This window comes from Actinomyces sp. ph3 (genome assembly GCF_000308055.1).
Classification (GTDB): Bacteria; Actinomycetota; Actinomycetes; order Actinomycetales; family Actinomycetaceae; genus Pauljensenia.
On sequence record NZ_CAGY01000003.1, the window covers coordinates 67437 to 79464 of the forward strand.

Annotated in this window: 11 protein-coding genes; 7 read left to right on the forward strand and 4 right to left on the reverse strand. The window is 58.7% G+C overall.

Annotated elements, in window-relative coordinates; all coding sequences use genetic code 11:
• On the reverse strand, positions 1–1176 hold the full coding sequence (locus HGAS_RS04785; RefSeq protein ID WP_019126722.1) for a diacylglycerol/lipid kinase family protein: 1176 nt from the start codon (positions 1174–1176) through the stop codon (positions 1–3).
• An 80-nt stretch (positions 1177–1256) separates the two neighbouring features.
• Between HGAS_RS04785 and serS the strand changes: the two genes are divergently transcribed.
• The 5 genes from serS to HGAS_RS04810 are packed head-to-tail and all read left to right on the forward strand — an operon-like array spanning position 1257 to position 6703.
• Complete coding sequence (gene serS / locus HGAS_RS04790; RefSeq protein ID WP_019126723.1) at positions 1257–2537, forward strand: serine--tRNA ligase; 1281 nt, start codon at positions 1257–1259, stop codon at positions 2535–2537.
• Positions 2538–2546: 9 nt separating this feature from the next.
• A complete protein-coding gene (locus HGAS_RS04795) occupies positions 2547–3455 on the forward strand; it encodes an HAD family hydrolase (protein ID WP_019126724.1) in 909 nt (302 codons plus the stop codon).
• A gap of 28 nt (positions 3456–3483) precedes the next feature.
• Positions 3484–4365 (forward strand): DUF5926 family protein, encoded by an 882-nt coding sequence (locus HGAS_RS04800; protein WP_019126725.1) that lies wholly within the window; start codon positions 3484–3486, stop codon positions 4363–4365.
• 35 nt (positions 4366–4400) lie between these two features.
• A complete protein-coding gene (locus tag HGAS_RS04805; RefSeq protein ID WP_019126726.1) occupies positions 4401–5249 on the forward strand; it encodes a glycosyltransferase family 2 protein in 849 nt (282 codons plus the stop codon).
• On the forward strand, positions 5249–6703 hold the full coding sequence (locus HGAS_RS04810) for a DUF2079 domain-containing protein (protein WP_019126727.1): 1455 nt from the start codon (positions 5249–5251) through the stop codon (positions 6701–6703). Before HGAS_RS04805 ends, HGAS_RS04810 begins: the two co-directional genes overlap by 1 nt.
• 94 nt (positions 6704–6797) lie before the next feature.
• On the opposite strand, the gene HGAS_RS04815 is transcribed toward HGAS_RS04810, so the two are convergent.
• From HGAS_RS04815 to HGAS_RS04825, 3 genes are all read right to left on the reverse strand, one after another.
• Positions 6798–9242: an HAD-IC family P-type ATPase gene (locus tag HGAS_RS04815; RefSeq protein ID WP_019126728.1), complete on the reverse strand. Its 2445-nt coding sequence runs from the start codon at positions 9240–9242 to the stop codon at positions 6798–6800.
• 71 nt (positions 9243–9313) lie between these two features.
• The gene (locus tag HGAS_RS04820; protein ID WP_009748199.1) at positions 9314–9559 is read right to left on the reverse strand and encodes a heavy-metal-associated domain-containing protein; all 246 of its coding nucleotides are present in this window, start codon (positions 9557–9559) and stop codon (positions 9314–9316) included.
• A gap of 51 nt (positions 9560–9610) precedes the next feature.
• Complete coding sequence (locus HGAS_RS04825) at positions 9611–9895, reverse strand: metal-sensitive transcriptional regulator (protein ID WP_019126729.1); 285 nt, start codon at positions 9893–9895, stop codon at positions 9611–9613.
• A gap of 143 nt (positions 9896–10038) precedes the next feature.
• Here HGAS_RS04825 and HGAS_RS04830 point away from each other — a divergent pair, with 143 nt between their 5' ends.
• Together HGAS_RS04830 and HGAS_RS04835 are read left to right on the forward strand one after the other, a co-directional pair.
• Positions 10039–11436, forward strand: a complete 1398-nt coding sequence (locus HGAS_RS04830) for a hypothetical protein (protein WP_019126730.1) — start codon at positions 10039–10041, stop codon at positions 11434–11436.
• Positions 11423–12028 (forward strand): hypothetical protein, encoded by a 606-nt coding sequence (locus HGAS_RS04835; protein WP_034233965.1) that lies wholly within the window; start codon positions 11423–11425, stop codon positions 12026–12028. Before HGAS_RS04830 ends, HGAS_RS04835 begins: the two co-directional genes overlap by 14 nt.

The window sequence follows — 12028 nt, forward strand, 5'->3', positions numbered from 1 at the left end:
TCAGCCCGCGATCAACAGCGCACCCTGATCGATGCGCACAGCAACCTTCGCGCTGCGGCCAATGGCATCCCCATCGACCTCAACAATCGCAGGTTGGTCCAGTTCAAGCTCGCACTCGCGTACCTGCCTGATCGAGAGGTCGGCAGGGGAGACAGGCGTATTGACCGGGGGAAGTCCAAGGCTCTGACTGAAGACTTTCAAGGACAGATCTGCCCAACCGACCAAACCAGCCTGCGTATCCACAGCGATGACATCAAGCAATCCGTCATGCAATGAGGCCTCGGGAGCCAAGGTGATCACCGGTAGATCTCCGCAGTTCGCAAAGAGTACGCAACGAGCGGTGAACTCCGAAGAATCATCCCCACCTTGAGAATCTTGTCCACGAAGGCGAGCACCCATGCGAGGGACATCCAGTGAATTAATTGCCGAAAGTACGTAAGCCGCCCAGCCGATGTTCTTCTTCAGTTCAGGATCCGTCTTCGACATGGTCTCACCATCGAAGCCCATCCCAGCCAAGGTCACAAAGGGGAATTCATCGTCTAAGGCCAGCGCGGCCTCGTCAGAGGAGGAAGGATGCGAGGAGGTTACGCCAGCGAGCAGCTTTCCTTCGCAGGGAAGGTCAAAGCGCTCCTCGGGATCAACCATGCGAAGCCACGCGAGATCAACCCGGTGGGTCGATTCCCCAAGCGCAACCGCTAGTGCATCAAGAGGGGAGTCCAGTGGAAGCCCAAGATTACGGGCCAAAACGTTGCCAGTGCCCTCGGGAAGGATACCCATGCGCACACCGGTGTGGGCCAAGCCCGCGGCTACAGCGCGAACTGTTCCGTCTCCGCCAGCGGCAATGACATGCGTTGCGCCAGCGCGTACAGCCTTGCGTGCCTGAGAAACACCGGGATCAGCAATGGTCGTCTCAATGAAGTGAATGTCACGCACGCCAAGCGCCCGCGCATCCAGTGTCAGGGAGTTGCGAAATTCCTGCGGATCGTCATGCTTGGAAGGATTAAAAACCACCCAGGGGCGAATGTTTTCGGCGATGCTCGGGGGCAGTGAAATTGCCGAACGATGCGCGCGACGTGACCGTGACTGAATGAAGTACTTAGCACCTGCTGTAACGCCTGCTCCGGCAATTCCAGCGAGCGCGATCAGGTACGGTGACGGTGCACGAAACTTTCGCATACTCAAAGTGTAAAGGGCACTGAGCCCACAGCACAGACATTTGTCGGCACTGACGTGCTTCAGTGAACTAAGATGGCCCCATGATTGATGTGCGTTCACTGCGTGAAAACCCTGAGCCCGCACGCGCCTCACAGCGCGCTCGCGGAGCTGATCCCGCCCTTGTTGACCAGATTCTTGAAGCCGACGTTGCCCGTCGCGAGGCCCTCCAGAACTTTGAGGCCCTGCGCGCGACGCAAAAAGAGGTGTCCAAGTCCGTGGGTCGCGCATCCAAGGAAGAACGCCCCGCCATTCTTGCGCAGGCGAAGGAACTTGCCGATGAGGTGAAGGCAGCCGAGGCCGCTGCAAACGCTGCCGATGCCGAGGCCGATCGCCTGGCCCGCCTGCTCCCGAACCTGGTCCTCGACGGAGTCCCCGTTGGCGGCGAGGATGACTACGTTGTCCTGCGCCACGCAGGCCCGGAGCGTCGTGACTTTGCCGCCGAAGGCTTCGAACCCCAGGACCACTTGGCACTGGGCGAAGGTCTGGATGCGATCGACACCAAGCGCGGCGCGAAGGTTTCTGGCGCACGCTTCTACTACCTCAAGGGAATTGGTGCCCGCCTCGAACTGGCTCTGATGACCATGGCCATGGACCAGGCACTTGCCAACGGCTTCGTGCCCATGATGACCCCGACCTTGGTGACCCCGCAGGTTATGGGCGGTACCGGCTTCCTCAACGAGCACTCCGAAGAGATTTACTACCTGCCCGCTGATGACCTGTACCTCACGGGTACCTCCGAGGTCGCACTCGCCGGCTACCACGCTGATGAGATCCTTGATCTGTCGGATGGCCCCAAGCGCTACATGGGTTGGTCGACCTGCTACCGTCGTGAAGCCGGTTCAGCCGGTAAGGATACTCGCGGCATCATCCGCGTCCACCAGTTCAACAAGGCTGAGATGTTCTCTTACTGCCGTCCCGAGGATGCAGAAGAAGAGCACGCACGCTTCCTGGCTTGGGAAGAAGAGATGCTGGCCAAGGTTGAGCTGCCCTACCGCGTGATCGACACAGCCGCTGGTGACCTGGGTACTTCTGCCGCTCGTAAGTTTGACTGCGAGGCCTGGCTGCCCACTCAGGAACGCTACATGGAGGTCACCTCGACCTCGAATTGCACGACCTTCCAGGCACGTCGACTGGGTATCCGTGAGCGTCGCGAAGATGGCATGACCGCTGTCGCAACCCTCAATGGCACCCTTGCTACGACCCGTTGGCTGGTTGCAATCCTTGAGAACCACCAGCAGGCCGATGGCTCAATCTACGTTCCCGAAGCAATGCGCCCCTACCTGGGTGGCCTCGAGGTTCTTGAGCCCGTTGCCGCAAAGTAACGAGGCTGCGTGACCAGCTACTTAACGGCGCCGCTGAGCGGTGAAGCCCCTCGTCCTTTCGAGGAGCTGGTGGGGGAGGCGCTTAATGCGCTTCCTTCCACTTTCCCGCGTGATATCACGCAGGTGATGGTCGCCTTGGACATCGATGGGACGATTTTGAGTCCCAGCGGTGCCAGCGCACAGGTCGTTGAAGCGATTGCGGCGCTGAGTCGCGCCGGTGCGCAGGTCGTTATCGCGACAGGCCGCTCAATGGGCGCGGTCCTGCCCGTTCTCCCGCTGCTGGGCTTCCGCCGCGGGTGGATTGTCGCTTCTAACGGCGCGATCCTTGCTCGCGTTCACGAGGCCGGTTATGAAATTGTGCATCGCCACGAGTTTTCCCCCGCTGAGGTCATCGACGAGGCGTTGAAGACTCTTCCGCAGGCACGTTTCGCGGTTGAGGACCGACAGCTGCGCTTGGTTTCAACCGGCTTCCCCGAAGGGGAAATCGTTGAGGATACCAAGTTGGTGAGCGTTGATGAACTCAAAGCGATGCGCACGCCGAAGCTCGTCATTCGCGAACCTGCGCTGGACCGTGACACCTTTGAAGGTATCTTGTGCGCTTTACCCTTTGCGAAGACTCACGAGGTTTTCGTCGGCTGGACCTCGTGGGCAGATGTCAGCGCACTCGGCGTAACGAAAGCCAGCGGGCTTGATGAACTCCGACGGGATCTCTCGCTTCCCGTTGAAGGAACTGTCGCTATTGGCGATGGCACAAATGACATCGCCATGATTCAATGGGCGGCCTTTGGGGTTGCCATGGGCGGTGCCACAGACGAGGTTCGCATTCACAGTGATTTCGTTGCAGCGGCTGTTGAAAATGATGGCGCGGCCGCCGTCATGCAGGCAATTTTGCGCTGGTGCGCAGCCACGGCCTCGTGAATGCTGGGAAAACCGCTACGATAGCCCCATGGGAAAAGCCTCACGTCGTAAAAAAGTAGCAGTTAGCGCAGATCGCCCGGCATACCGCCCCCCGATCCCCTTCGTGGAACGTCCTTTTGAAGGACTTCCCAACGAAGTCGAACTTGTCGCAATGCGCGAAATCATCCCCTGCGCAACGCTGAGCGGTCGCACCACTGAAGAACACGGCGGTGCAGACTTCGACATCGTTACCCTGCTGCCCGATGGCCATCCCGCAATGATTCGCCCCGATGGACATATCCTTGTTGGCCTGCAGACTCGTTCGAACTCGGGCGATCTCTCACACGACGTTGCGGCGGCTCTTCTTGCTGCTCTTCAAGCACAGTCCGACGGTGTTGACGGCGTCATCGACATTGATGTGCGCGAACCCGCCCCTCGCCTTCAGGACATTGTTGATCCGAAGGCATTTGGCGATATGGAGATCGTTGCCGATTTCGGTTATTGGTTCGACCCGAATCAGGAACTCACCCCCGAAATGCGAGATGCTCTTGAGCAAAACCGCGCCGACGTTGTTCCTACCGCTGCAGTGCCCGGTACAGAAGGCATGTACTGGTGCGAAATGAACCGCAACTTCGTTCGCTACGTGTCTGCTGCCCCCGAACACAAGCTTTTTGATGCGCTTGCTCGCCTACAGGCAGCTGGAAATGCCCGATTGGGAGAAGGCTCCCGTTTCGTCGGTGCATTCCGCGCATGCGGTCTGGCAATTCCGGTTTTTGAGCTCGCTGAAGGCGCTTCGGCAGAAGATGTTGCCGCCGATGCAAAGGCTCTTGTGGAAAACGTTGAGAAGGCACTGAAGGAAACCACCCCGCTGAGTGCAGACGAACGTCGCGCACGCCAGGGCCTCGTTTCCCGCCAGGTCACGATTCGCTAAGGAAAGGCGGCACTTGAGCGGGATAGACTAACAGAGTGACTCCCGTTCAATCCGTCGAACCCTCACCTTCCCAGAAGGTCGCTGCGATCATCTGCGCCCACAATGTGGGTCGGCAGATCGCCTCAACAGTTCGTGCATGCCGCGCAATCCCAGGCGTTGACCTGCTGATTGTTATTGACGACGGCTCGGACGATGACACCGGGAAGTATGCGCGCGCAGCCGGTGCGGTTGTCGTTCGCCATTCCGTTCCCCGAGGCCGGGCCTCGGCACGCGAAACGGGAGTGAAAGTCGCAGCAATGCGCGATCGCGTGGACGCTCCCGGACGCCACATCCTCTTCCTCTCGGGAGACTTGGGGGAGAGTGCCGTCGATGCCGCCTTCCTTGTCGAGGCGATTTCTAGTGGGCGCGCAGATCTGGCCTGTGGCGTACCCGCGGACTTGAGCGCCTCCGATGGGAAATCACGGAAGGGAACTTCCGCTCAGCGCCTGGCCCACAATACGATCCGTCGTCAGACCGGTTGGGATTGTCAGGCGCCGCTGTCCCCAGAAATGTGCCTGACTCGCGAGGCTCTAAATTGCGTCATGCCTTTCGCAAATGGATACGGCCTAGAGCTGGACCTGAAGGTACGACTGCTTTCTGAAGGAATGACGGCTATTGAACTGCCCTGTGCTTTCGAGCATACGGGTGATGATCACAGTCTGGTTGAGCTCAACCCCACGACGGGTTTCGCCGATGTGTCGTGGACGTCAGCGATGTTGGCCCTACGCAAAGTGCGACTGCGCCGTCGCTACCGAACCCCTGTCTCCCTCCAACGCTTGGGTGCCCCCTATCCTGATCCCGAGCACACTCCCGTATCCCAATCACCCGCAGGAGAAACCAGTTAATGTCTGAAAAAGGTGCCCGTTTGCGTACATCCCGCGCGCTTGCGGCCTATCTTCCCGCTGCACTTTCCGTTGTCCTGGGCGCCTGCCTGTACATCAGCTTCTCGGTTGGCCAGTGGCGTTCGCTGACCGTCCCTTCGTGGGATTTGGCTATTTTCACCGAGGCAGCGAAGTCGTATTCCCACTTCTCTGCGCCGATCGTGCCCGTGAAGGGACCGGGTTACAACCTTCTGGGTGACCACTTCCACCCCATCTTGGTTCTTCTGGGTCTGGTCTATCGCTTCTTCCCCTCGGGACTGACCCTGCTGGTTGTTCAAGATCTTCTGATTGCGGTTTCTGCGTGGCCGCTGGTTCGCCTCGCCAGCAAGCAAGCCGGGTGGCTTCTTGGCTCATTCGTTGGGATTGGGTATGTCACCGCATGGGGATTCCAGGGTGCTGTTGCCTCTCAGTTCCATGAGATTGCTTTTGCTGTTCCCCTTCTTGCGTGGGCCTCTGCCGCATTTGTTGAGGGTCGCTGGGTTGCCGTGATGGCATGGTCGGCGCCTTTGGTCTTGGTGAAGGAAGACCTCGGCCTTACCGTCATGATGATCGGCCTCGTGTTGGCGTGGCGAGGCCGAGAGAACGAAAAGTCCTTCACCTACCCCTTGTTCTTTGCGGTCTTTGGACTTCTTGCCTTCTTCGTAACCGTCAAGCTGCTTTTGCCCGCCTTCAACGCCTCGGGTACGTGGGCCTACAGCTTGGATGGAAGCAGCAATCGCGGGGACGTCACTTTGATTGAGCGCGCGCTGTGGCCTGCCCAAAAGTACGGCGTGATTGCCATGGTGATTTTAGGGGCCGGCATCATTGGTATGGCATCCCCCTGGTTCTGGGTCATCATGCCAACAATTGCCTGGCGTTTCTTGGGTTCCGTTGACTACTACTGGGATTGGAAGCACTGGCATTACAACGCGATTTTGATCCCGATCCTCTTGGGTGCCTTGCTGGATGTGCATCGCCGGTGGTCTTCGCAGGAGGATTCTTCGATTTCCCGAGGCTGGGGCTGGGTGACCAGCACGCAGCGTCCCTTGGTGGCAACAATCGCCTTGGCACTGCCCTGCGCTGCGGCCTTTGTGACCGCTCCGCAGCTCCCGATGTGGCAGATGACGAATCCGGGTTTCGGAACCTTAAGTCCTCGAATGACCCAGGCTCAAGAAATTAATGAGCTTATCCCCGAGAATTCGAAGGTCGAAACTGATCTCACGCTGCTGGCCTACTTGGTTCCACGCCACGAGGTGTATTGGGTGGGATCCGCTAAAAATGTTGACGTCGACTATGTCGTTATCGACCAACGAGGTGCCGCCTGGGGAGATAAGAAGAATGTCGATGCCGTGGCCTACGCTCAGGGTGCGCATCCGGGGCATAGCTTCGAATTGGTTTATAACCAGGGAGGTTTCCAGGTCGCTAAACGCATCAGCTAATGCGCTTTACTGGAACTGATTGAGCATCATATCGGTCAAGACACGGGTGCCCCCGCGAGAAATCGCGGGGGCACCCGTGTGTGAGAGTGATACTTCAGTGCGCGCGGCGCAGCCTCATGGAATTGAGGACGACGCACACCGAGGACATGGCCATCGCCGCGGAAGCGAGCATCGGGTTGAGAAGCCCGAAGATCGCGAGCGGAATCATGATGACGTTGTAGAAGAAGGCCCAGAAAAGGTTTTCTTTAATGACCTTCAGGGTCGCGCGCGAAATACGAATCGCAGCGGCAGCCATCGTTGGATCTGAGCTCACCAGCGTCATGTCCGCGACAGCGATCGCACTATCAGCACCCGAACCCATGGCAATACCCAAGCCCTGAGTTGAAGCCTGTGCAAGAGCCGCAGCGTCATTAACGCCGTCACCCACCATGGCTACCTGGTGGCCCTCTTCTTGAAGACGCATCACGGCATCGCGCTTGTCTTGGGGAAGGACTCCCGCGATGACCGAATCGATACCCACCTGCGAAGCGACAAAACGTGCTGCAGATTCGTGATCACCAGTGAGCAAGGTCGGAGTGATCCCCAAGGCCTTGAGCTGGGCAATCGCATCCTTCGATGACTCCTTCACCGTGTCGCGCACAACGAAGGCGCCCAGAAGCACGCCATCGAGGTGCTCGGGAAGTTCACGCGTTTGGGGCGTGAGTGTCGCTGTGGGTGCTTGAGCGGAGGCAAGCCGACGCGAACGAACCTGCGGCTCGTAGCCCGCTGCCTTCACGACCTCTTCAAGCTGAGCATCGCTGTAATCGTGCTTGAGGGTAATTCGAGCACTCTCAGTTGCCAGGTTCACTTGGGCCTGAACACCATCAAGCTTGCCCAACTTGCGCTCGACCCTGCGGACGCAGGAGGCACATGTCATGCCGCCCACGGCCATATCGATGATGATTCCGCCGTCCTCGTCCTCTTGCGTAGGCTCTGAGGCCTGCGTCGAAGCCGTATCACCAGCGGAGGAAGTCTCCTGCCAGCCCTCAACGCGCGCGCTGGCCACAACGGTTGCCCCCGTGGCCTCGGCCTCGGAAATGGCGGAAAGTGCAGACTCAGGAAGGGAAATACCCAGCTTACGCAGCCAGCTCACGCGGCCGGCTAGAAGCAGTGCCCCATCCTCGGCGAGCGCGGAAACCCCAAGTCCGGGGTGGTTGCGCAGCTCGCGAACCGGGTGCGAGGGAAGCTCGCGCTCGCGGGCAGCCGCAGTGAGCGCGCGGGCAATCGGGTGCTCCGAGGCCGACTCCAGCGAGGCGGTCACGCTGAGTGCATCCTCGCCGGCCTGGGCATCGGGGGAATTCGCGCTTCCATCGGGAAGGATGACGGACTCCAATGACATAGCACCCTTGGTCAAAGTGCCGGTCTTATCAAGGAGGATCGTGTCGATACTGCGCGTGCGCTCAAGAACCTCAGCGGAAGAAATGAGGATACCCATCTGCGCGGCCTTACCCGAACCCACAAGAAGGGCGGTTGGCGTAGCCAGACCAAGAGCGCAGGGGCAGGCAACAACCAACACTGCAACGGCCGCCGTGATTGCGCTTTGAACGCCAGCTCCCGCAATGAGCCATCCCGCCAAAGTCAGAAGGGAAAGCACAATGATCGTCGGAACGAAGACCGAAGAGATACGGTCCGCAAGACGTTGGACCGGAGCCTTCGTTGCCTGGGCCTCGGTGATCATCTGGCCGATGTGAGCCAGCTGGGTTTCGGAGCCAACGGCGGTTGCACGGACGATTAACGCTCCCGAGGTGTTGAGAGTGCCACCCGTGACCGCGCTGCCGGGGGATACTTCACGGGGAAGAGATTCGCCCGTCATCAGTGAAGTATCCAAGGCGCTGGAGCCCTCTTCAACGATGCCATCGGTTGCAACCTTGTCTCCGGGACGAACCTGGAAGAGGTCTCCGACGCGAAGTTCAGCTGCGGGGATGGTGCGGAACTGACGATCCGTGCCGCTTCCTTCAACGAGGATTGCATCCTTCGCGCCGAGCTCAAGAAGAGAACGCAATGCATCACCGGAGTGGTAGCGCGTCCGTGCTTCCATCAGACGGCCGGCCAGAAGGAAAGTAACGATTGCGCAGGCACCCTCGAAGTAGATTTCCGCGTGCGTTGCGTGGCTGCTCGCGGGGATGAGCGACATATGCATCCGCATGCCGATCATGCCTGCGCCGCCAAAGAGCAGGGCATACCACGACCACAGGCTCGAGGCTATGACACCGAGGGAGACCAGGGTATCCATGGTCGAAGATCCATGGCGTCCCGCTTGGAAGGCAGCGCGATGGAAGGGTGCGGCACCCCAGATCACGACCGGTAGCGAGGCGAAAGCGACGACCCACTGCCAGCCGGGGAACTGAAGTGGAGGAACCATGGATAGTCCCAGAACGATAATGGTGAAGGGGAGGGTCACAAGGAAGCGGTTGCGTAGATCCGCGGCGCGGCGCAGCAGACCGTCTCCCAAGTGCTCGCTCTCAGTATCAGTTGATGTGTGGCGAGTTTCGGTAGTCATTCTGAGCGATTCTGTCGTGTGTGGTTCATGGGATACCCGGGGGCACCTGTTGGCGCCCCCGGTTGAGGAGGTCAGAAATCGCGAGCGATTCCGACCAGTTCGAAGCCGGCCTCGGAAACAGCGTCACGCAGGGCGTTGTCATCGAGTTCGGTGTTGGTGACAACGGTGGCCTTGGAGGTTGCGCCGGAGTTGAGGATGACCTCGACGTTCAGGACGCCGGGGACCTCGCTCAGTTCTTCGGTGACAGATGCGACGCAGTGTCCGCAGGTCATTCCGTTGATGGAGAGTTCGACGGTGCGATCAATTTCCTGTGCCATGATGGCGCCTTTCTTTGGTGGTGGAAAAATGGAGAGACGTATGGTGCGCGCTTAGGACTTCACCAGTCGCGCGATTGCCTTTGTGGCTTCTTGGATCTTTTCGCGTCCTTCTTCTTCGCTGTGTTGAGCGGCGTGAAGAACGCAGTGATTCATGTGGTCTTCAAGGAGTCCCAATGCAACGGAGTCCAGTGCGGACTGCACTGCAGAAATTTGAGTGAGGACATCAATGCAGTAGGTGTCCTCTGCAACCATGCGTTGCAGCCCCCTTAGCTGGCCTTCAATTCTGCGAAGGCGCTTGAGGTAGTGCTCGGTTTCTTCGGTATATCCGTGAGCCATTGTGTTCCTCCTTGCGCTTTGAAATATACCCCCGGGGGGTATATGTGTCAATAGGAAATAAAGATGGGGAAACTCTCGTTGAATCAATCCGTACGCAGATGCACGTCAGGGGGCTTAGGCTTGCACCAAGGGAAGGAGAGGTCATGAGACGACAACACCACCGCTCGTATTACGCACGGCGTCGTGTGCCGGGCTCTTTTACTTCCCTCTACCTGCGTGCGAAAGTCATCCCGCTTGCACCCAAACTGCTCTCCGCGCTCGCGGTTGCGGGGGCCTCGACACTGGGGTTTCTTCCATCGGATATCCGCTCGCGTCTGCGGATGGAGTCAGATCGTCTGGGTGAACAGGTATCAGAACAATCCCAATCGATCTTCTTCCGCGACCCCGGATTGGACACCCTTTTCGTACGTGTTCTCTGCGGTATCGCTGGCAGTGCCGGGAAAATCGTCCACGCAGCAGCGGCACTGGACTCTGTCATTGGATTGGATCGCACAGGCAAACTTCAACGCTTGGCGCAGGTGACGCCTCGTGATGGCTTTGAAGCTCTGATGGCGGGAATGCTCATTGCCGGTACTTCACTGGGGCAAATGACCGGTGGAACCGCACATGCAGATAAGTATTTTGATTCTGATGGTGGCCAGGATTTTATTGAGATTCCAGGGCGGCCGCGTTCTCAGGTCAAGCGTCTTTGGGCGCCGCGCTCGCTCCAAGATATGGCAGCGGATATCGATGACATGTACTGGGCTGGAACCTACGGGCAGTCCATCAAAATCACGCGCGTAGGCCAGGGTGAGACACGGCGTTGGCTCGTTTCGATTCCCGGAACACAGCACTTTGATACTCCATCAACTCCCAACCCGGCAGACATGGAGGCCAATATTCGAGAGGCATTGGGAATGCCCTCGTCTATGCGCGCGGGGATTATTCTGGCACTTCACCAGGCGATGAGTGAAGAAGGAGTCGATCCCGAAGGCTTTGCTACGGAGCCAGTGATGCTTGCCGGTCATTCTCAGGGCGGTCTGATCGCGGTGAATTTGGGAAGCCTATCCGCGCAGGAAACAGGAATTGATGTCCGCGCAATTCTTGCCATGGGAGCTCCCGCCAGGCGAACACGAATTCGTCCAGAAGTTGTCATGGTTGATATTGCTCACGACCAGGATGTTGTTCCATCTACTGATGGAACACCGGCTCGTGCCCCCGACCATCGGATCATGGTGGGACGAAAGCTCATTCAGCCACGACTGCGTGCCCTGTACTATGCGCATTCCTCATCGACGTACACCGAAACGGTGGGACACCTTGAGCGTCGCAGTGCCATCACCCAGTGGGATCGAGTTGGGCAGGCAGTTCGCACGCTCCAAGCGATGCTCCCACAGGGCGATGAGCCTACCCGCGTGCGCATCTATGACGTCTGGCAAGAGCTTGATGACCCGAATTCGGGGGTTTGGTCGCGGGTGAAGGGTATTCATTCTCGGCAACTCACCAGTAATGCACAAGAAGCTGATGACAATCACGATGGGGTGACGCATGGACGCGAATAGATCACTCAAGCGGATCTTGGGAATGATGAATGGCTCTGCGCTGCAGCGCATCTCTGACGATATCCCTCGGATTTCTAATCCCCTGGGCCTAGCTGCTATGGGAATCGCAACGCTCGGAGTGGGGGCTGCCCTTACGCGTCTGCGGCCAAGCGATAGGGAAGGGCGTTCTCAGCGCTTCGCTCGCATGATCGAGGCAAGGCTTCGCGCAACCCTAGAAAAGCAGGTTGCGCGGGGGGAATACGGCGATGTGAATTCCGCCCCATGGGATGTCGATCGCTGCGAGGTTCAGGTTAACGAAGGCTTTGGGAAACCAACCATGGTTTGCTTCACTGTAGTGATGACGGCTGGCACCGAAGAGCTAGCGGAAGACCTTCGTGCGCATGCTGCGCAGGGTTTACTGGCTGCGGCTGTAGAAGCAGCCTGGCGTAATCCCGAAATTGCACCGATTGTCATTGAAGGCAAGCTGCAAAGCGGTGATCAGGACGTCGCCGACATGCGAGCTTTGGGATACTCTTCCCTGCAAGTACGCCCCGAAGAGCTCTTTGAACGCTTGGGGGCACCCGCATTTGATAGTGGCTGGAGGCCCGTCTAA

What these genes read in the sequence shown, in the direction of transcription:
- HGAS_RS04785 (WP_019126722.1), bottom strand. Translation starts at nt 1,176, where the DNA reads ATGCGAAAGTTTCGTGCACCGTCACCGTACCTGATCGCGCTCGCTGGA.
- serS (WP_019126723.1), top strand. Translation starts at nt 1,257, where the DNA reads ATGATTGATGTGCGTTCACTGCGTGAAAACCCTGAGCCCGCACGCGCC.
- HGAS_RS04800 (WP_019126725.1), top strand. Translation starts at nt 3,484, where the DNA reads ATGGGAAAAGCCTCACGTCGTAAAAAAGTAGCAGTTAGCGCAGATCGC.
- HGAS_RS04810 (WP_019126727.1), top strand. Translation starts at nt 5,249, where the DNA reads ATGTCTGAAAAAGGTGCCCGTTTGCGTACATCCCGCGCGCTTGCGGCC.
- HGAS_RS04815 (WP_019126728.1), bottom strand. Translation starts at nt 9,242, where the DNA reads ATGACTACCGAAACTCGCCACACATCAACTGATACTGAGAGCGAGCAC.
- HGAS_RS04820 (WP_009748199.1), bottom strand. Translation starts at nt 9,559, where the DNA reads ATGGCACAGGAAATTGATCGCACCGTCGAACTCTCCATCAACGGAATG.
- HGAS_RS04825 (WP_019126729.1), bottom strand. Translation starts at nt 9,895, where the DNA reads ATGGCTCACGGATATACCGAAGAAACCGAGCACTACCTCAAGCGCCTT.
- HGAS_RS04830 (WP_019126730.1), top strand. Translation starts at nt 10,039, where the DNA reads ATGAGACGACAACACCACCGCTCGTATTACGCACGGCGTCGTGTGCCG.
- HGAS_RS04835 (WP_034233965.1), top strand. Translation starts at nt 11,423, where the DNA reads ATGGACGCGAATAGATCACTCAAGCGGATCTTGGGAATGATGAATGGC.